Annotated in this window: 19 protein-coding genes; 9 read left to right on the top strand and 10 right to left on the bottom strand. The window is 37.8% G+C overall.

Annotated elements, in window-relative coordinates; genetic code table 11:
* Positions 1 to 990 precede the first annotated feature (990 nt).
* The 3 genes from BN1066_RS06610 (at position 991) to BN1066_RS20130 (ending at position 4,197) form a co-directional block, all read left to right on the top strand.
* Positions 991 to 2,085, top strand: a complete 1,095-nt coding sequence (locus BN1066_RS06610; RefSeq protein ID WP_077318651.1) for a flagellin N-terminal helical domain-containing protein — start codon at positions 991 to 993, stop codon at positions 2,083 to 2,085.
* A 241-nt stretch (positions 2,086 to 2,326) separates the two neighbouring features.
* A complete protein-coding gene (locus BN1066_RS06605) occupies positions 2,327 to 4,045 on the top strand; it encodes a methyl-accepting chemotaxis protein (RefSeq protein ID WP_245799718.1) in 1,719 nt (572 codons plus the stop codon).
* 14 nt (positions 4,046 to 4,059) lie between these two features.
* A complete protein-coding gene (locus BN1066_RS20130; protein ID WP_179104304.1) occupies positions 4,060 to 4,197 on the top strand; it encodes a hypothetical protein in 138 nt (45 codons plus the stop codon).
* Between the two features lie 366 nt (positions 4,198 to 4,563).
* On the opposite strand, the gene pstB is transcribed toward BN1066_RS20130, so the two are convergent.
* The 4 genes from pstB to BN1066_RS06585 all read right to left on the bottom strand — a co-directional run bounded on the left by pstB (position 4,564) and on the right by BN1066_RS06585 (position 8,513).
* Positions 4,564 to 5,406 carry a phosphate ABC transporter ATP-binding protein PstB gene (pstB, locus tag BN1066_RS06600; protein WP_077318650.1) on the bottom strand — a complete coding sequence of 281 codons (843 nt, stop codon included), beginning with the start codon at positions 5,404 to 5,406 and terminating at the stop codon, positions 4,564 to 4,566.
* A gap of 14 nt (positions 5,407 to 5,420) precedes the next feature.
* Positions 5,421 to 6,305, bottom strand: a complete 885-nt coding sequence (pstA, locus tag BN1066_RS06595) for a phosphate ABC transporter permease PstA (RefSeq protein ID WP_077318649.1) — start codon at positions 6,303 to 6,305, stop codon at positions 5,421 to 5,423.
* 2 nt (positions 6,306 to 6,307) lie between these two features.
* Positions 6,308 to 7,213 (bottom strand): phosphate ABC transporter permease subunit PstC, encoded by a 906-nt coding sequence (gene pstC / locus BN1066_RS06590; protein ID WP_425445273.1) that lies wholly within the window; start codon positions 7,211 to 7,213, stop codon positions 6,308 to 6,310.
* A 307-nt stretch (positions 7,214 to 7,520) separates the two neighbouring features.
* Complete coding sequence (locus BN1066_RS06585) at positions 7,521 to 8,513, bottom strand: PstS family phosphate ABC transporter substrate-binding protein (protein ID WP_077318647.1); 993 nt, start codon at positions 8,511 to 8,513, stop codon at positions 7,521 to 7,523.
* Positions 8,514 to 8,847: 334 nt separating this feature from the next.
* On the opposite strand from BN1066_RS06585, the gene BN1066_RS06580 reads away from it, so the two are divergent.
* Positions 8,848 to 9,486, top strand: coding sequence for an endonuclease III domain-containing protein (locus BN1066_RS06580; protein WP_077318646.1), 639 nt, complete (start codon positions 8,848 to 8,850; stop codon positions 9,484 to 9,486).
* Positions 9,487 to 10,523: 1,037 nt separating this feature from the next.
* On the top strand, positions 10,524 to 11,168 hold the full coding sequence (locus BN1066_RS06575; protein WP_077318645.1) for an SDR family oxidoreductase: 645 nt from the start codon (positions 10,524 to 10,526) through the stop codon (positions 11,166 to 11,168).
* Positions 11,169 to 11,457: 289 nt separating this feature from the next.
* Here BN1066_RS06575 and BN1066_RS06570 read toward each other — a convergent pair whose 3' ends face one another.
* Genes BN1066_RS06570 through BN1066_RS06560 form a run of 3 tightly spaced genes read right to left on the bottom strand, consistent with a single transcriptional unit; the run spans position 11,458 to position 13,596 of the window.
* Positions 11,458 to 12,183: a P-II family nitrogen regulator gene (locus tag BN1066_RS06570; RefSeq protein ID WP_077318644.1), complete on the bottom strand. Its 726-nt coding sequence runs from the start codon at positions 12,181 to 12,183 to the stop codon at positions 11,458 to 11,460.
* The gene (locus BN1066_RS06565) at positions 12,140 to 12,907 is read right to left on the bottom strand and encodes a DUF1538 domain-containing protein (protein WP_077318643.1); all 768 of its coding nucleotides are present in this window, start codon (positions 12,905 to 12,907) and stop codon (positions 12,140 to 12,142) included. The genes BN1066_RS06570 and BN1066_RS06565 overlap by 44 nt, the downstream gene beginning before the upstream one ends.
* Complete coding sequence (locus BN1066_RS06560; RefSeq protein WP_077318642.1) at positions 12,904 to 13,596, bottom strand: DUF1538 domain-containing protein; 693 nt, start codon at positions 13,594 to 13,596, stop codon at positions 12,904 to 12,906. The genes BN1066_RS06565 and BN1066_RS06560 overlap by 4 nt, the downstream gene beginning before the upstream one ends.
* A gap of 1,071 nt (positions 13,597 to 14,667) precedes the next feature.
* On the opposite strand from BN1066_RS06560, the gene BN1066_RS06555 reads away from it, so the two are divergent.
* Positions 14,668 to 15,933, top strand: a complete 1,266-nt coding sequence (locus tag BN1066_RS06555; protein WP_077318641.1) for an argininosuccinate synthase — start codon at positions 14,668 to 14,670, stop codon at positions 15,931 to 15,933.
* Positions 15,934 to 16,180: 247 nt separating this feature from the next.
* Here the strand turns inward: BN1066_RS06555 and BN1066_RS06550 are convergent, their stop codons facing one another.
* Entirely contained in the window at positions 16,181 to 16,723 is a 543-nt protein-coding gene (locus BN1066_RS06550; protein WP_179104303.1) for an IS3 family transposase, read from the bottom strand.
* 16 nt (positions 16,724 to 16,739) lie between these two features.
* Entirely contained in the window at positions 16,740 to 16,946 is a 207-nt protein-coding gene (locus BN1066_RS21400) for a transposase (protein ID WP_077318639.1), read from the bottom strand.
* A 581-nt stretch (positions 16,947 to 17,527) separates the two neighbouring features.
* Between BN1066_RS21400 and BN1066_RS06540 the strand changes: the two genes are divergently transcribed.
* Positions 17,528 to 17,899, top strand: a complete 372-nt coding sequence (locus tag BN1066_RS06540; protein ID WP_077318638.1) for a CidA/LrgA family protein — start codon at positions 17,528 to 17,530, stop codon at positions 17,897 to 17,899.
* Positions 17,892 to 18,581, top strand: coding sequence for an LrgB family protein (locus tag BN1066_RS06535; protein ID WP_077318637.1), 690 nt, complete (start codon positions 17,892 to 17,894; stop codon positions 18,579 to 18,581). The genes BN1066_RS06540 and BN1066_RS06535 overlap by 8 nt, the downstream gene beginning before the upstream one ends.
* Before the next feature lie 60 nt (positions 18,582 to 18,641).
* On the opposite strand, the gene BN1066_RS06530 is transcribed toward BN1066_RS06535, so the two are convergent.
* Complete coding sequence (locus BN1066_RS06530; RefSeq protein WP_077318934.1) at positions 18,642 to 19,703, bottom strand: NAD(P)/FAD-dependent oxidoreductase; 1,062 nt, start codon at positions 19,701 to 19,703, stop codon at positions 18,642 to 18,644.
* Between the two features lie 289 nt (positions 19,704 to 19,992).
* Here BN1066_RS06530 and BN1066_RS06525 point away from each other — a divergent pair, with 289 nt between their 5' ends.
* Positions 19,993 to 20,466: a PaaI family thioesterase gene (locus BN1066_RS06525; RefSeq protein WP_077318636.1), complete on the top strand. Its 474-nt coding sequence runs from the start codon at positions 19,993 to 19,995 to the stop codon at positions 20,464 to 20,466.
* Positions 20,467 to 20,530 lie beyond the last annotated feature (64 nt).

The raw sequence follows: 20,530 nt of genomic DNA, 5'->3' as shown, positions 1-20,530 counted from the left end.
TTATAAAAGAATTGTTCGGTTTGTTTGTGTTTAGAAAAACTTGGCTTGTCACCAAGTCTTTAGCGAAAGCCGTAGTTTTTCTTATACGATAAAGTGAAACTTCATTTCTTGGAATGCTTTTCCCAAGAAATGTTAGTACCACAAGGGTATGACCTAAAGGCCCTTGAACCAATCGGGCATTTAGGTGCCGTTTTCTCTCACTTTGACCCTTTGCACGAACTCAGGACTTGAAGTGGGAAACTTACGGCACCTTACATGCGGGATAAACCATAAAAATTTTATTCTTTCTTAATATAGTGTAAAAAATTCCCATCCTCGCTACGTCAACATATTTCGCTTTCCGCGGGCACGGCTTCAGCTTCCTCGGAAAGCAAAGATCGCTTTCCTGCGGGATCTTCAGCTCGAGCTATTCCCGCAGGAGTCTACATATGTTGACTACGCTAAAAACTTGCGTATACATTAGAAAAGCTTGGCTTATCGCCAAGTCCTTAGCGAAAGCCGTAGTTTTTCTTATACTATAAACCCTAAAATTTTATACTTTCCTATAGTACAAGGGCGATTTTTTGTTCGTTTTTTACCCAGCTGTTTTCGTTATGTCCCAGCCCCTTTATCAATGTTTAGACTTAAGTAACTTAGGTTTTTATACGTTAAAAAGTAGATTCGAAAGGGAATTAGAGAGTGGTCTGTACTAAATGCCTTTCGAGTTTTCTTTATAGTTAAAGTAACAAAAAAGTATAAGTTAAAAATTTTTTATAAAAAACCTTAAACATTCTATGAATCTACCGATATAAAGATTGAGTCAGCGAAAGGAGAATAGTTAACTATTTGAACCGATAAAAAAAAGTTTATCAACTGCGAGTGCTATTCCCATAACTGATTAGCATTAATATTGGTAATAACTCCTTAATAGGAGATTATTATAAATAAAACTAGCAATTCACAAGGATAGGGCTTGCTAGTAAAAAACAATCACATGGAGGTAGGAAAAACATGATTATTAATCACAACATTGCGGCGCTAAATACGCACCGTCAACTAGCAGCAAACAACACTGCTGTACAAAGCTCTTTAGAAAAACTTTCTTCAGGTCTTCGCATCAACAAAGCTGGAGACGATGCAGCTGGCCTAGCTATTTCTGAAAAAATGCGTGGTCAAATTCGTGGTCTAGAAATGGCTCAAAAAAATGCACAAGACGGTATTTCTTTAGTTCAAACTGCTGAAGGAGCTCTAACAGAAACACATGCGATTTTACAACGTATGAATGAGTTAGCAGTACAATCAGCAAACGATACAAACATGGATGACGTTGACCGTGAAGCAATGCAAGAAGAAATCAACGCATTAATGGAAGAAATCGATGAAATTGCAAATAGCAGAACTGAATTTAACACGCAAAAATTACTTGATGGATCATTTAAAGATAAAGTATTCCATATTGGTGCAAATAAAGGTCAAAGCATCACTGTTTCTATCGATGCAATGGATACGAAGTCAATTGGACTAAATACTGAAAAAACAGCGACAGCTGAGACTCTAGATAAAGCTGGATTAGAAGCTCTAGGATTTACTGGTGTTGATGCTGCTGCAACAGCAGATGTACTAAAAGATGAAAACGACCAAGTGATCGGATTGGAAGTAGCTGGTAAATTCTATAAACAATCTGATGTACAACTAAATGCAACAGGCGATGCTTTAGAATTAAAAGCAGGCGTTGATGCAGATGCGGCAGCTCTTAAAGCTACTGACGGAACGGATCTTGCAGATGGTGGGAAGTTTGGCGGAACTATCTCCATTGCAACTCAAGAAGATGCAGATGCAGCTATTAAAACGATTCAAGATGCAACAAATGTTGTATCTACACAGCGTGCTAAGCTTGGTGCAATCCAAAACCGCTTAGAGCACACAATTAACAACCTAGGAGCTTCTGCAGAGAACTTAACTGCTGCTGAATCTCGTATCCGTGACGTAGATATGGCTAAAGAAATGATGGCATTCACAAAGAACAACATTCTTACTCAAGCAGCTCAATCTATGCTTGCGCAAGCTAATCAAACGCCACAAGGTGTACTTCAATTACTTCGTTAATTTTAAAGAATTTATTGGGAGTTCTAGTTATGTCTAGAGCTCCTTTTTAATTGTCTAAGAAACGATATCTGTTTGTACATGTTGGATAAATTTTTTTGAAAAGTAGCATTGGAGACATCCGACGAAGGAAAAAATCTAGATATTCCCTACAAATTTATCAACATTTACATTTATTTTACATTTACTTAATATTCAATTGATATACTAAGGTAAAGTAGGTAAAAAGTAGGGGGTATTTCGTTTGAATAAAAAAAGACAACCATGGAGAAACAACATGGTTTCGTTTACGAAAAATATCCAAGCAAAGTTCAGCTTGCAAAGCCGGTTACTCATTTTATTTATCGGATTATTACTTGTTTCCGTTATTGCCGTTGGTATTAGTTCCTATACGCAGGCTAAGCAGATGACGACAACGACGATAGAGAATCGTTTGGAACGGGAAACGGAATTGATGGGATACATAGCAGATAATTTAAATTTTTTATACGTAAGTGATGAAGATTACTTTAAACAACAACTAGAAGCAAATGTGCGTACACAAAAAAATAAGTTAGCTGATGAAGGAATCCGTTCCGAATATTTTTACATAGAAGCTGGTAAAGCGATCCCATTTAAAGAAAGTGAGGGTAACCTTCCAAGTGTTTCCAAATCCATTCTTAATGAAATAGGGGACAAGGAGAACGGATTAATACGTAAGAAGATAGACGGTGAATCTTACACGTTTGCATTTCAGAAAATGGATGAAATAAACGGAATTTATGTATTAGTCGTACCAACTTCCTCCTACATGGGGCCAGTTCAAGAAATGGCAGTTGATATGAGCACGATTATTATTATCGGTGTTATTATAACGGGTATAATAGTTGCTTTGTTTGTACGAAGCTTAACCAATCCATTAACTGCCTTACGGGAAACGATGAGAGAAGTTAGAGATGGTCAAATTAAAGCACCTGTACCCTTACAGACGACATTGCCAGATCTTATTTCGCTACATAAGAGCTATGAAATGATGATTACGTATATGCGAACCATGCTTCGAGACATTAAGGAGACAACGGTTCAGTTAAAGGAAACGGGAGCAGACTTGCAAGCATCAGCAACAGCTAGTCTTGATTCTGGTGAGCAGCTGAAAGAAGCAATTCTTATCGTTAAAAATGGTGCAGAAGAAACAGCATCAAGTTCTGAAGAAAGTGTGGATCAATTTCGTGAAGTAAAGGAAAATCTCGAACAGACGATGGAGCATATGGATCGCTCTTATCGAAGTTCAGAGGTGATGAATCATTCTGCGAAAGTGGGCGAACAGCAAATGGAAAAACTTATGAATACTATTACATCATTTGAGTCTGATTTTACGCATCTAACAAATACAGTTTACCAGGTACGAGAAAATTCCAGAGTGATTACGAAACTTGTTGATATGATTCAAGGCATTGCGGAGCAGACAAAGTTGTTAGCCTTAAATGCAGGAATTGAGGCAGCCCGAGCCGGTGAAGCTGGGAGAGGATTTACGGTTGTTGCTCAAGAAGTACGTAAACTGGCAGAAAAGTCCTCCGAAGCAGCAGTTGAAATTACGGGTTCAATTGCGCAAATGGATGCAAATACGGTATCTGCTGTTGATGAATTTGAACAAATGCTAGCGAAAACAAAAAAAACGTTAACCATGTCAGAAGTTGCGAAAACATCATTTGACGAATTATTGCAGGAAATAACGCAAGTTACTAGCCATTTGCAGGGGATGCAACATCAGTTGCAGGCAGTTGAAGCGATGTTACCCGGACTAGAGGAGCGAGCGGCAGGGTATGAATCTGTTTCTCAAGAGAATTTAGCAAGTGCTGAACAAATGCTTACGACCAGTGATGAACAGGTAGTACAATTAAGGGCGAATCAGCAGATTGGAAAACAGCTAACGGATATATCTGCTGCTTTAGCTCAACATACGGAGCAATTTCAAATTTCTTAGGAAGAATTGAACCCATGACAGAAAAGCATTCATTTAGAATACATAAGAGTGAGGATACTACGATTAGAGCTAGAAGAGCGGTCTCACCCGTAAAGCAGAACGCTGTAAAGTCGGAAAAGAATGCTGCTACGGACGAAGAACAAGATAAATAAAGTCAACAAAGTAAGAACAGCTAGCTGAAAGCCGGAGTAGTCTAACCATAGCAAATGCATAAAGGATTTGCTGTTCATATTACAGTTTGATCTAGCTTTCTTCTTGTGCGCGTATAGTTTTTAAACTTTATAGACGAATAAAAAATCCTGTTCGTTAACGGTCAGGATTTTTTGCTCGTCTACAAACTTGCGTCCGATATCATTTAAATGTGGACACAGAAATAACCGAAAATGATAGATAAACGCAATTAGGCAATCACCAGTATAAAGCTTAGTGATTGCCTAGTTTTTATATATATAATATATAGGGGAGCGATTTTACAAAATATCTTTAAACTTCATTCACATCGTATCCAATGAATCATTTTATCCAAAGCGGCCGGAAATATAATCTTCTGTACGGCTATCTGCCGGGTTGGTAAAGATAGTATCTGTTTTGTCAAATTCTATGACTTCTCCATTTAGGAAAAACGCAGTACGATCGGAAATACGTGCCGCTTGCTGCATATTATGCGTAACGATAATAATTGAATAATCCTTTTTCAATTCTTGAATAAGCTCTTCAATACGTAAGGTAGACTTCGGATCGAGGGCGGAGGTAGGCTCATCCATTAAAATAACATCTGGCTCGATCGCTAAGCAGCGGGCAATACAAATTCGTTGCTGTTGTCCACCGGAAAGGCCGTAAGCATTTTCTTTCAATCGGTCTTTTACTTCATCCCAAATCGAAGCACCACGTAAACTTTTTTCCACGATCTCATCGAGAATCTTTTTGTTGCGAATGCCATGGATTTTTGGGCCATAGGCGATATTTTCATAGATGGATTTTGGAAATGGATTTGGTTTTTGGAACACCATACCAACGCGCGTGCGTAAATCTTCTACTTTAAATGATTTATCTAAAATACTTTTGTCATTATACATGATTTCTCCAGTAGTTTTAACACCGGGTACGAGCTCAACCATACGATTTAGTGTTTTTAAATAAGTTGATTTACCACAACCGGATGGCCCGATAATAGCTGTAACTTCTTTTTCATAAATCGATAGGTTAATATCTTTTAACGCATGCGTATCGCCATACCATAAATTTAAGTCTTTTGAATCAAAAACGATTCTTTTATCTGATTTTGCTTTTATTGTTGCAGCAGTTTCTGTAATCGTAACCTGAGCATTCGTTGTAACCTTTGGTTTTGTTAATGTGGCCATTTGCTTCACTCCTCTTAATATCGCTTTTGGAACTTATTGCGAATAAAAATTGCCGTTGCGTTCAAAATGAATAGTAATACAAGCAGGACAATGATTGTTGCGGCAGCTAAGTTGGCATATTCTGCAACTAAGGAAGAGTCAATTGTCCAATAGTAGACTTGCATTGGGAGCACGGTGAATTTGTCAAATAGTCCAGTTGGAAAAGGAATAAGCAATGCTGGAATTCCAAGCACAACTAGTGGTGCTGTTTCCCCAATCGCTCTGGACAAAGAAAGGATCGCTCCTGTTAAAATACCAGGAAGTGCTGCCGGTAAAACGATGTTTTTTACGGTTTGCCATTTTGTTGCTCCCATTCCATAGGAAGCTTCACTAAGATGTTGTGGTACTGCACGAATAGCTTCTTGTGATGCTACGATGATAATTGGCAGTACAAGTAAAGACATGGTTAGACCACCAGCCAATACAACATTGCTAAATTCAAGCGCACGAACAAATAATGTCATCCCAAGAATCCCATAAACAATGGAAGGGACACCGGCTAAATTGGCGATGTTCGTTTGTACAAATGAATGGAATCTTCCTTTTTTGGCGTACAACTCTAAATAAATAGCTGTACCAACTCCTAAAATTAGAGTTACGGGAATAACAACGACCATGAGCCAGAATGTCCCTAAGATAGCTCCCATAATTCCTGCTTGTTCAGGAGAAGTAGATAAACGATTGGTTAAGAAATCCATATTAATCCAGCTGGCACCTTGCACGATGACACGGATAATTAAAATGGCAAGTACGACTAAGCCAAAAAGGGTAGATAGAAAGAAGATCGTTTTTAAGATATTATTTTTTAAAATTCGTCTGTTCATTTTTTGTTGAACTTGCTCTCTATTTACATGTTTCATAATTAATATTCCTCCCTAAACTTACGAGAGACATATCTTGCCAATAGATTCATAATTAACGTGAACACAAACAATGTCATAGCCACCGCATATAAACTATAGTAAATAGTTGAGCCTGCAGGTGCTTCCCCGCCGGATACTTCAACAATGTAAGCCGTCATTGTTTGCATGGATTGTGTAATATCAAATGTAAAGTTCTTAGAGCTTCCACTTGCGATCGTTACAATCATTGTTTCGCCAATCGCACGAGAAATACCAAGTACAAAGGATGAAATAATTCCAGATAGCGCTGCTGGAATTACAACTCGAAAAGTAACCTCTAGTTTCGTAGCTCCCAATGCAAGTGCACCTTCACGCATCGCATTGGGAACGGAAGTCATTGCATCTTCAGAAAGGGATGCAATCATTGGAATAATCATAACCCCCATTACTAATCCAGGACTTAAAATATTCGTTGCTTCCACATTTGGGAAAAACTCACGAATAAGTGGTGTTACAAATGTAAATGCAAAGAAACCATAAACAATTGTAGGGATTCCCGCAAGTACCTCGAGCATCGGCTTTAGCATTCTTCTTACCCGATCAGATGCATATTCACTTAAGAAAATTGCTGTCATAATTCCAATCGGACCGGCAACGAGCATAGCGATAACCGAAGAAATAATAGTACCGTTAATAAGTGGAAGTACACCGAATTCAGGATTTTGACTTAATGGTTTTAGCACGGTTCCAGTAAAGAATTCTAAGATGGGAACGCGCTTAAAGAATTCTACCGTATCCGTTAATAACGTATATACAATACCAATTGTTGTTAAAATAGAAACAGCAGCAATCAAGAAAAGGAGCACTGGCATTATCTTTTCCATTGCTCTATTTATATTTGGACCGTTTTTTTTCTCTGCAATCATGTGTTTAATACTAACTTTATCGTGATTGTCTATCTTGCTGTTCAGTGCCATCAAGGGGCCTCCTTTCTTGAACGAAAAAACTCACAAGAAGATGAGAGCGTATCAGCCCTCATCTTCTTAAGTTATATGGTAAATGTTAACAATGAATAGAGGATGTACAAAATGGTAGTTTATTAAACTTGTACTTAACTAAGACGAGTTAGATCATGTATGCAGCTGCCTTCCTCTATTTGAAAGAAGCACTTTTTCTAAAAAATAAGAGTGAAACCATTAGTAGGTTTTCCTACTAATGGTTGAGGTCACTATATTATTTTTTTAGAGCTTCCAAATCGCTTATTAGGGTTTTTGCTTCTTCTTCTGGAATTGGTGCAAAGCCAGTTTCACCAGCGAATTTATTCACGTTATTCATAATAAATAGTGCATAATCAAGTACTTGAGGCTTCTCTTTTGCATGATCTACATTTAAGTAAGTGAATACTGGACGAGTGTAGCCAGCGTAGTCGCCGTCTTCAGCAATGGTGTCAAGAGATGGTTCAACTGGACCTTTACCAAAGTCAATTTTTACAGCTTTCACTTTATCTTTGTTATTGTCATAGTAACCAAAACCAAAGAAGCCAATTGCATTTTTATCTTCAGCAACAAGAGTTACAAGCGTTGAATAATCTTGTTGTAGGTTAATTCCACTTACTAGATCTTGTTCTTCTAAAATATTTTCATAGAAAAATTCGTATGTTCCATGGTTTTCGTTTGGGCCATAAGTTTGAATTTTTTCATCTGGCCATTCTGGATTTACATCAGACCATTTTGTGGACTTACCAAGGAAAATATCTTTTACTTGGTCTTGAGTTAATTCAGTAGCCCAATCATTGTCCGGGTGAGTTACAATTGTAAGTCCATCTAAAGCAACTTTTAATTCTTTTATTTCCATTCCAAGCTCTTCAGCTTTTGCTTTCTCTTCATCTTTAATTACACGAGAAGCATCATTAAAATCAGTTCCATCTTCTGCTAAGAATTTTTTAAATCCTGCACTAGTTCCAGCTCGGCTAACTTCTACAGAGACATCAGGTTTTTCTGTCATATACTCTTCAGCTAATTTAGCCATTAGAGGATAAACCGTACCAGATCCGTCGATAACGACGCTACCTTCTACTTTTTCCGAACCGCCTTCTGCGCCAGTATTTTCAGATGTTTCGTTTTCTTTCTCTTTGTTGTCTCCTTCTTTTGAATCTGAGCCACAAGCTGCAACTACTACTGCAAGTGCAGCGATAAGAAGGAACATAAGATACTTCTTGAACTTCATTAAAATTGCCTCCCCTATTTTGAGTAGATATAAAATTGAGGTTTATGCCTCTCACTAGCTAGTATAGTAGGCAAATATTAAATAAGTATGATGTGAATGTAAAGGTTTTGTAAATTATTAAGAAATTCTCTCACATTTTGCTAGTAAATTTAATAGTAGGCTTGAAGAAAACGAGGGAGTTTTTTATTTAGGGAAACGTGATGGGACGAGGGGAGTGCGTTTGCCATGTAACAAAATGAGTTGCTACAATAGATGAGGAGATAGATATGATTGTAACATGTTAAGCGAATGTAAAAATGCTAAAAGTGTGTATGCAAAAGGAGCTTGATAGAGTATGCAAACTTATGAAGTTATATATAAGAAGTTGCTACATTATTATGGTCCACAAGGTTGGTGGCCAGCAGAAAGCATATTTGAGATAATGGTAGGAGCTATTCTTGTCCAACGTACAAACTGGAATAATGTCGTTAAAGCAATTCAAAATCTATCTCCTGTTTTGACCCCGGAGAAGCTAGCTTCGATGCCGACAGAGAAAGTAGCAATTGCAATTCGGTCAAGTGGATTTTATAATCAGAAGGCTAAGCGTCTGAAAGCCTTTCTTCATTGGTATAAAAACTATGATTATCATCATGAAAAATTACAATATAAGGAAACAGAACACCTAAGAGCAGAGTTGTTGGGTATTTACGGAATTGGGGAGGAGACAGCCAACGTCATGCTGCTTTATGCGTTTAATCGTCCTGTCTTTGTTGCAGATGCGTATGCGAGGCGAATTTTTAAACGATTTGGTTTGGATATGCCAACGAGTGACCAATCTTTTCGACTCGAGGTTGAATCAAATTTCCCCACTAATCTCCAAGCATATCAAGAATTCCATGCTCTCATTGTGGAGCATGCAAAGGTATATTGCAAAGTAAAACCACTGTGCAGGAACTGCCCTTTATTTAATAATTGCAAGCGAGTAGGTGTTTAACAAGTAGAACGGATTTTGTCCCGCATGTAAGGTGCCGTAAGACTCCCACTTCAAGAGCCTTAAGTTGATACAAAAGGTCTAAGTGGGAGAAAACGGCACTTAAATGCCCGATTGGTTCAACTAACATTCAGTAGGAGTTGGAAGAAAACTCCTACTGAATGAAGGTTCATTTTATTAAGGATTTGCTTTCCTCTGATAGATGTTAAAAAATACATGAAGCAGTAGAGTCAGCTACCGAGAAACTAGCTGTGATGTACATAGCAGCCTATGTATGGCTATTCAACTGTGTAGAATTGTACATGTATGCAGTTTATTTGCTTCCCCCTTATTTGTTTGTCATAATTAAAAAACAGGGATTTTTTTACAGTTGCCTCCATAAATACATGCAACCCTTTTTATACTATAGGAAAGTATAAAATTTTAGGGTTTATCCCGCATGTAAGGTGCCGTAAGACTCCCACTTCAAAATCGTGAGTTGATACAAAAGGTCAAAGTGTTAGAAAACGGCACCTAAATGCCCGATTCGTTCAAGGGCCTTTAGGTCATACCCTTGTGGTACTAACATTTCTTGGGAAAAGCATTCCAAGAAATGAAGTTTCACTTTATCCCGCATGTAAGGTGCCGTAAGACTCCCACTTCAAAATCTTGAGTTAATACAAAAGGATCAAAGTGGTAGAGAACGGTACCTAAATGCCCGATTCGTTCAACTAACATTTCTTGGGAAAAGCATTCCAAGAAATGAAGTTTCACTTTATCCCGCATGTAAGGTGCCGTAAGACTCCCACTTCAAAATCTTGAGTTAATACAAAAGAATCAAAGTGGTAGAGAACGGCACCTAAATGCCCGATTCGTTCAACTAACATTTCTTGGGAAAAGCATTCCAAGAAATGAAGTTTCACTTTATCGTATAAGAAAAACTAAAGCTTTCGCTAAAGACTTGGCGACAAACCAAGTTTTTCTAATAATTATCGTACAAAGGAAACGAGTTTTTTATCCATCATGTACGAAAAAAGCGAAAAGGAAAGGAGTTAGCTATCATGAAGGTATTTTTAGTTGGTGCAAATGGACAAATCGGTAAACAGGTGTTACAGCAGTTATCAGCGAGTGATAAGCATTCGGTTAAAGCGATGGTAAGGAAGCAAGAGCAACTGGATGCTCTAAAAGAACAAGGGTTCGACGCAGTATTAGCTAATTTAGAGGGATCTGTATCTGAACTTAAAAAAGTGATGCAAGGAGCGGATGCGGTTGTCTTCTCTGCCGGCTCTGGTGGAAGTACAGGCTATGATAAAACCTTATTAATTGATTTAGATGGAGCAGTAAAAACGATGGAGGCGGCTGAGAAAGTAGGAGCCAAACGGTTTGTCTTGGTAAGTACGATACAGGCACATCGTAGGGAAAACTGGATTGAAGAACTAAAGCCATATTATGTTGCCAAGCATTATGCGGATCGAATGCTCGAGGCAAGTAAGTTAAATTATACGATTATCCGTCCAGGCTGGTTATTAAATGAACCCGGTACTGGAAAAGTTGTTGCTGCAGCTGATTTAGAGATTGGAAAGATTCCAAGAGCAGATGTTGCTAAAGCCATTGTTAGAGCATTAGATGAACCTAACACAATCCGTAAATCTTTTGATCTTATTTCTGGAGAGACAAATATTAAAGAAGCGCTACAGCATGTGTAGCTGAATGAACCTGTCGAATGGATATGTATATCAATTTGGCAGGTTCTTTACATCTTGATAAGTATAAATTTAGTTTCATATCGAATACGATGGTGTTGTTCTTTATCCGGTTATTGACGGTCCATTTCTAAAAAGGTTTTACATCACCATATGTTTTTTAAAAGTAAACTATATCCGTTTTTCTACATTGTGAATAAATTTATTAGAATAGCGCCGTTTAGCTTGAATGCTTAAGCTGTAGCAAATGGTCTTACTTTCGATAAATTCATCTAAGAAATGAACAGAGAGTTTATTGATTAAACTTTTCATTTACCAACTGATTTAACACATGATTAATTCCAATAGTTTGTTCCACATCAATCACAAAAGCAATTCCTTTTCCTGCCGTGTTTAATTCAGCTTCTTCTTCAATCGCCTTTAATACATCATTTGTTCTTTCCTTGTTAATTAACGTTAGAACGATTTCTTTTTCTGGTTCAATTAATATGTTAAATAGTTTAGCTTGTTCATGGATGCCGGTACCGCGCCCGCTTAAAATAGTACCACCTTCTGCTCCTGCGCGTTTAGAAGCATCAACAACCTTTTCATAATCACCTTTATTTACAATGGTAACAATCAGATCGTACATGATTTTCTCTTCCATTTTGAGTCCCACATCCTCTTCATCTGGTTCGTTATCTGTATTATTTAAGTCCAGTAAGTGTTGGACGCCGGTAATGTGTTTTGCGTTAATGACGAAACCAATTCCTTGCTTGGGTTTATTTAAGTTAACGGAGTCGATAATTGCTTGCATAACGGCTGGATAAATATCTTCGTCTACTAATGTTAAGATAATTTCCCGCTCACGCTCAATCGGAATGCCAAGAAATCTCTCTTTGTCATGCAGTCTGAAGCCTTTTCCAAATAAGGTCGTTCCTCCGCTAGCACCGGCTTTTTTTGAAGCAGATATGACCTTTTTTGCTTTTTCTTTTCTAACGATCGTGACGATGAGCTTTTGCTTGAGTTTCTTGGGCATATTGCTCCTTCTCCTTTCTACTGTATAAAATGCCTAATGTAAGTACAGATAAAATAGGAGCTAAAGCTACAAGCGCTACCATACCAAATCCATCAAGTAATGGATCACGGCCTTCCGTTACGGAAGCTATACCAACAAACATAGCTAGTATGAATGTAGCTGTCATTGGGCCTGTAGCAACCCCTCCAGAGTCAAACGCAATGGATGCGAACGTTTTCGATGAGTATTTTACCATAATTAATGCAATTATATAACCAGGCAAGATAAAATACCATAGAGAAATCCCTAAAAGAATCCGGATCATGGAAAGAGCGACCGAAATGCCAACACCAGTTGAAACGGTGTAAAGTAATATTTTTTGTGGAATGTACCCACCGGATGCTTTTTCTACCTGATGAATCAGCACTTGAACAGCGGGTTCGGCATATGCAGCAAAGAAGCCTAAGATAAAACCAATTGGGATGAGAAGCCAAACGAATTCAATGGAACCAAGGTCAATTCCAATCATTTCACCAATTGGTAAAAATCCGATATGAACCCCTTGCAGAAAGAAAGACAGTCCAAGAAATGTTAAGATAAATCCAACGGCTATATCCATTAATTTTCGATGGGGAAGTTTTAAAAAGAAAAATTGGAAAAACAAAAATAAACCAATTAGTGGAAGCAAGGCAAGGGCAACCTCTTCCGTCGTTTGTTGAAAGCCTTTAAAAATATGCAGGTTCATCCATAAATCACTCCTAAGATCAATACAGATATAATTGGACCGATGGAAGCTAAGGCTACTAACCCAAAACCATCCTGAGATGCTGTCTTTCCTTTTAATACGGAAGCAACTCCTACTCCAAGTGCCATGATAAAGGGCACGGTTAACGGCCCAGTGGTTACACCGCCTGAATCAAATGAAAGAGGTACAAATGTTGTCGGTGTAAATGCAGCTAAGAGAAATATAATCCCGTACCCACCTGCAAGCATATAGGTAATAGGGATAGAAAAGACAATTCTTATCATAGATAGCGCTACGAATATACCTACACCAAGGGCAACAGCTAGAATAAGTACACTTTTGGAAATACTCCCGTTTGATACTTGATCCACCTGTGTCGAAAGTACACGCACATCAGGTTCAGCAATCGTAACAACAACTCCTAGTAAAAAGCCAAAGATCACAATGAGCCAAATACTTTTTGTCTTGGATAGGGCAGAACCTATCATTTCACCTACAGGGAGTAAACCAATATTAACTCCTAATAGAAATAGAATTAAGCCAAAACCAACCATGCCAACACCAATTAAAAATTGTAAAAATGTTTCTGTTGGCAACCAGATCAATGTGAACTGTAAAATAGTAATAACGATCGTTATTGGTAAAATCGATTGGATAACTTCAATAATTGTGTCTTTAATATTGTCCATTAACTTCCTCCTTTTATTGGGGGTGAGATCTAAAATGGTGGTATTAACATAATCTTCAGTTTGTTAATCCAATAGAGCAGAAAACAGCTTTAACAGAGTTAACATTTGGGTGCAATAATTAGATGTCTGACCATGTCAAGTGCTTCCTTCCTATAATGGTTTTATCCTGTTTTCTTATAGGCAAGAATACAAAGCTAGAAACAAGGAAGCTGGAGCAGTTAGCCTGTATCTAAAGCCTAATAATAGTAAAGGTGAAGAAGAAACATAGTGAAGTGTCAATGCTTAAATTTTTTAAAGTGGACATACTTTTTTTCATTTGTAAATGGCAAGATGATATGCCTAGCTTATTGTCTAGGAAGTGATATCCATCTTTACATGGCGGGATACCTTTTTTGAAAGTAGCATCGTCTAGCTTAAGTGCTCAAGCGGTAGCAAAAACTTCAATATCGGCTCGAATCTAAAGGGCTTGCCATTCAGGCATCGGCATACCCTTGGTTTAGAGGCATGTTTCCTTTACCCCGAATGTAAAGATCCGTATTTTTCTCATTTCAAAAATGTGCTTATGGTAAGAAAGACACTCCTAAATCCCTCATTCGTTTGGGCCAACAAGACAAGGAAAGCTACGACAGCGACAAATCGCGGTTTTTCAAGGACAGGGTATGCTTGGACAGCAATACACCGCAGTTTTAAGGATAAGGAAAGCTATGGCAGTGACGCATCGCGGTTTTTCAAGGAGAAAACACGCCTTGAATGAAGCTTCATTTTTCTCGTCAAAAGATCTGCCGTTTGTACGTCGCTAACCGAGTTTTTGTTCTGAAATGGTCTTGTATTAAGGTGGGAAAAGAAAATATATCTATCAACCCTGCAATTTTTTATTGGATAGCTATTGCAGGCAATTGAAGACTCTTATACAAAAAGCTTGATACATAAATTATAACATTTTCGATCTAAATGAAAAAACGATAAAGTTCAAAACAAAGAAATTTTGCAATAAATGAAATTAAAGCTTGAATATTTATTCGTGATGGTGCATAATATTTCAATAATAGAACGAATAAAGGAGTGGTCGGTGTGGAAAAGGAAAAAATTGTGTTAGCTTATTCGGGCGGATTAGATACATCTGTAGCAATTAAGTGGCTACAGGATAAATATAATTATGATGTAATTGCTGTAGCGCTTGATGTTGGGGAAGGAAAAGATCTTGATTTTATAAAAAATAAGGCACTGCAGGTAGGTGCAATTAAATCATATGTGATTGATGCTAAATCATTATTTGCCGACGAATTTGTATTACCGGCATTACAGGCTAATTTATTATATGAAGGAAAGTACCCATTAATATCTGCTCTTTCTCGGCCTTTAATTGCCAAAGTACTGGTCAATATTGCTAAAGAAGAAGGTGCAGTTGCCGTGGCACATGGCTGTACTGGAAAAGGAAATGATCAAGTTCGTTTTGATGTGGCCTTTACAGCTCTGGATCCGGAATTGAAAATTGTTGCACCTGTCCGTGAATGGGCCATGTCACGGGAAGAAGAGATTGCATATGCACAGGAACATGACATACCTATACCGATTGATCTTGATAATCCGTTTAGCATTGATCAAAATCTCTGGGGACGCAGTAATGAATGTGGCGTGCTGGAAGATCCTTGGGTAGAAGCACCAGAGGAGGCATATGAGTTAACAACAAATCCAACTGAAGCACCCGATGAACCGCAAATTGTCGAAATCATGTTTACACATGGGAAGCCAATATCTTTAGATGGTAAGAAGCTTGCACTGGAAAATTTGATTCAAGAATTAAATAAAATTGCTGGAAAGCATGGGGTTGGTAGAATTGACCATGTAGAAAATCGACTCGTCGGGATTAAATCACGGGAGATATATGAGGCACCTGCAGCGATAACATTAATTACTGCCCATCAAGAGTTAGAAGCATTGACATTACCAAGAGAGGTAGCACAATTTAAGCCGATAATCGAACAAAAATTAGCTCAAATAGTTTATGATGGTTTATGGTATTCTCCGCTAACAGAAGCATTATTGGCATTTGTTACACAGACACAGAAGGATGTTTCCGGAACGGTTAAAGTAAAATTATATAAAGGTCATCTACAGGTAGTAGGACGCGCTTCGGAGCAGTCATTATATAATTATGATTTGGCCACATATAATGCAGACGATTCATTTGATCATGAAGCGGCAATAGGCTTTATCAAACTGTGGGGACTACCAACAAAAGTACATGCAACAGTGAATCAAACCCATGCTTCTGTAGACGAAGCTATTAAGGATGCAATTTTAGATGTAAAAGAAGCAAAAACAATCGAACCATAGTCAATGTATTACTGCTTAACTAGAAGTAGAATGGAGAAGTAGTATATGGATAGTTAGTTTCGGCGATTCCAAGTAATAGCCCGGATCTTTCCGCTAATCGTAAACGAATTCTCTTATGGATCAAGCGTTGCTCTGTACAGAGAACGATTCTATTTTAATCTGTATGGTTAGTGGTGAAGGCAGTAGATAAATAGTTTGTCCAAACCGAACACGTTTAGTGTGATTACCCCCAAAAGTTAGAGTTTTATTATACAGTTGATTGGCTGGATTGCGTTCGATACTCGACTGGGCTCAGCCCGGCCAATTTTTCTTTTATTCGTTCATGATTATACCAATAGATATATTCTTCAATCCGACTTTTTAATTCTTCATAGCTTACTAATTTTTCTCCATAATACATTTCTTGTTTTAAAATGCCAAAAAAATTCTCCATGGAAGCATTATCCGCACAGGTTGCTTTTCTAGACATGCTTTGGAATACTTTATTCTCTTTTAATGTTCTCACCCATTGGTTGTGCTGGTAATGAAAGCCTTGGTCAGAATGGATGGTGGTGCGATAGGTTGCATGATTCTTTATTATCTCTATCGTTTCTTTTAAAGGTTCTATGACAAGATCTAACGTTGGACGTTCCTTGATTTTATACGCAATAATTTCTCCGTTATAAAGGTCAAGAATCGGATTTAAATATAACTTCTCTTCACTTAGACATTTGAATTCTGTAATATCGGTTACTAATTTTTGAAGAGGAATTGGCGTGTTAAAACGGCGAGACAATCGGTTTTTCGCCACTTTTCCAACGTTTCCCTTATAGGAATTGTNGAACAGGATAAAACTTCCTAGCTTTTTTTCTTTTTAACCCATCCATTCCCTGAGACTTATAGACTTTCACCCATTCAAATATTGGTGTTGCGCTACCCATATTATATTTTTTTGCTAATAATTTATATCCTAGGTTGCCATATAAATACTCGGTGACAAGATTTATTTTAAATTCTTCACTATATTTAGCCATAAAAACACCCCCGAAAATTAGATTTCTACTCTAACTTTGGGGGGTCGGTACCTAGAAGTTCGGTTTTTCTTTGTACTATAGGAAAGTATAAAATTTTAGGGTTTATCCCGCATGTAAGGTGCCGTAAGTTTCCCACTTCAAGCCCTGATTTCGTGCAAAGGGTCTAAGTGGGAGAAAACGGCACCTAAATGCCCGATTCGTTTAACTAACATTTCTTGGGAAAAGCATTCCAAGAAATGAAGTTTCACTTTATCGTATAAGAAAAACTACAACTTTCGCTAAAGACTTGGCGACAAGCCAAGTTTTTCTAATCTGGAAAACGATTCATTCTTTCATGGTGGGTATCTTCTTTGGAAGTATGTTTTGTCTAGCTTATGCGCCCAAGCACCAGCAAACTAAACTTTAATCATTTAAGTGTACAATGAAAATTCAACCCGTCTCTTTTAACCAGTTTTTTAATAATTCTTGTTAAGCGCTTAACAAGATTATTTAACTAAAAACGGAGTAGAATCCTTAACATATCATGAATAATACTGCTATAATATAGATTATCTTTTTAAAAAAGGCAAGGAGGAAAAAGAGTGGTTAAGTTAGGAAAAATGATAGGGAGTATTGTTTTATTGTATATCATTTTTCAATTTGGAAACTGGGTACAACGCACATTTCATTTGTTTATACCCGGGAGTGTTATCGGAATGATAGTTTTACTTTTATTACTTAGTACAAAGCTTGTTCGTATGTCCTGGATTGAGGAAGGGGCTAATTACATCATTACGAATTTAGCTTTCTTTTTTATTCCGGTAACCGTTGGGATTATTGAGTATTATCATCTGTTTATGGGGAAGGGCTTCTTATTAATTGTGATCGTGTTGGTAAGCACGATTTTTGTTATGGGAGGATCTGGTTATGTTAGCCAGTGGCTTATTCGTAGAGAGGAATGGAAGCATGAGTGAGTTTATTATTGCTGTCTTAGCAATTATCGGAACGTTTGTTATCTATCATTTTGCGTTATTGATTCATCGGACGTGGAAGTATTCATTAACTGCGCCCGTTTTAGTAGCTACCGTAATTATTATTATTCTATTATTTATATTTAATATTCCATATGAGACGTATATGGTGGGTGGAAAGTGGATCAATGAGTTACTTGGACCAGCTGTTGTAGCACTGGCATACCCGTTATATAAATATCGCAAAACGTTAAAGAAGGTAACGATCCCCATTTTAGCAGGTACCTTTGTCGGCGGTATCGTTGGTATTTCTACCGGATTATTACTTGCACAATGGGCTGGATTCGAGTCAACCATTGTTTACTCCTTAACGCCAAAATCAGTAACGACTCCAGTAGCGATGGCTGTAACGGAGACGATTGGGGGAGTAATCCCATTAGCTGCAATCTTTGTTATGATAGCAGGAATTGGTGGTGTAATCATGCATCGCTATGTATTTCGCTTGTTTCAGATTGACCATTATATTGGCCGAGGTGTAGGAATGGGAAGTGCATCGCACGCCGTTGGGACAGCCACGTCCATGGAGACGAGTCAATTAGAAGGCGCCATTAGTACAATCTCTATGGTTGTAAGTGCCGTGCTAGTTTCGATGATTGCACCTGGTCTTGTACATATCATGATGTAGATAGATAACCTTAGGAAAACCCGAAATCATTGGTAACTGATTTTGGGTTTTCCTATATTTTTAGTGTCGTTTATTTAGCCACAGCACACCAGATTTAGCTACTCGTGGTAGCCAGCCAATTATTGGCTTTTGCATCATATTTCCAAATCCGTCTGATTTTCCGAGAGAGCCAAGTGTTCCCTTCAGTTTAATTTCCTTTGGTTTTTTCGGTTCTTTGCCTTGAAGAATGGCTAATAGAACTTCTGCAACACGCTCTCCCTGTTGCCCTGCTAGCTGTCCACTTGGGGAAAACTCCGACGAAGCGCAATCGCCAACAATATAGATATTCGTGTTTTCCGGTACTTGGAAAAAATCATTGACAATGATTTTTTCTTGTTCGTCTTTAGCAAAAGGCAACTCTCTTACTAAATAGTTCGGTCGTACCCCGGCTGTCCAAATAGTCACATCATTCACATAACAGACGCCGTTATTACAAACACCATCTTTTTCCACGTACTCTACATTGGCATGGTGTATCACATCAACATCATTAGCAACAAACCATTCAGCTACGTACTGTTGAATCTTTGGGTCAAATGCTTTTAATACGGTTGCTCCACGATCGAGTAAGCGAATGTTTAAGTCTGGTCTGCTTTCTCTTATTTCAGAGGCTACCTCAATTCCACTTAACCCGGCACCAACGATAGAAACCTTTCCATAGGCTTTTAAATCGCAAACAGCAAGTCCTGTTCTTCTGGCATTGGAGAAAGTCTGTACACTGTTTGTGTATTTTTCGGCACCCTTAATCCCATGATAATTATCCTCACAACCCAGTCCAATAACTAAATAATCGTAGGGGATGACTTCACTCGTGTTGGAGAATAAAATTTCTTCATTGGCTGTATCAATTTTTTTAATTTCTCCATAAAAATAACGAACACGTTGGTCGTCTGGAAAATTCAGCCTAACATCCTTGTCCGCAGAGGTGCCAGCAGCAATCGTATAAAATTCTGTTTTTATAGAATGATACGGGTTCCTATCTACAAGTGTAATCTCCACATCATCTGGCAGCTGATAATCAAGCAGTCTTAATAGCGCTTTCAGCCCACCGTATCCCCCACCTAAGATGACTAATTTTTTCATACCACAAAACCCCATCTCTCTATTTCTTATTGTTTGGTGTTCTCTCATCTCCTGTAAGTGTTAGAACTTAAAATGGTAGAGCTCTAAAATTTATTGTGGAATGGAGAAGATAGTAAACTATTCATATACTTTTATTCTAGCGAACATCTAATACAATGTCATCATTTGATTCTTGATACTGTAGATAACAGAACTTTTTAATAACTATAACAGTTAACTAAATGATGAAAAGTCGCTATCATACCTTCATATTAAGCTACTATGCTATACTAGTCAAAAAGAGGAGGAAATGCAGGTGGTGACAAAAGCAATTCAGGATATTTATTTAGATGATTATGCTTGGTGTTATGGTTGCGGAAGGCTAAATCAGGATGGACTCCATTTTAAAACAGTTTGGGAAGAAAATAAAACCGTTACGGTTTATACACCTAAAGAAGAGCATACTGCTATTCCTGGTTTTGTTTATGGGGGCTTAATTGCTTCATTAATTGATTGTCATGGTACAGGATCAGCGTCGATGATGCTTCATCATAAAAATGGACATCGCATTGGTGATGGAACAGAGCCACCACGTTTTGTAACCGCTTCATTACATGTTGACTTCATAAAGCCAACACCTCATGGTGTGCAGCTAAAGGCTGTAGGAACTGTGGAAGAAATTCACTCAAAGAAATTTAAAGTGAAGACAGAAGTGTTTGCTGAGAAAGTATGCTGTGCCAAAGGGGAAGTCATCGCAGTTATTATGCCTTCTACATTTAAATAAAATGAGAGATAAATAGAATCATAGTAGGTTAGGGAGATAGTAACGAAACATAAAGGGGTAACGA

Origin of the sequence: Virgibacillus proomii, assembly GCF_900162615.1 — a bacterium.
GTDB lineage: Bacteria > Bacillota > Bacilli > Bacillales > Amphibacillaceae > Virgibacillus > Virgibacillus proomii.
This window is presented reverse-complemented; position numbering and strand designations above follow the sequence as displayed.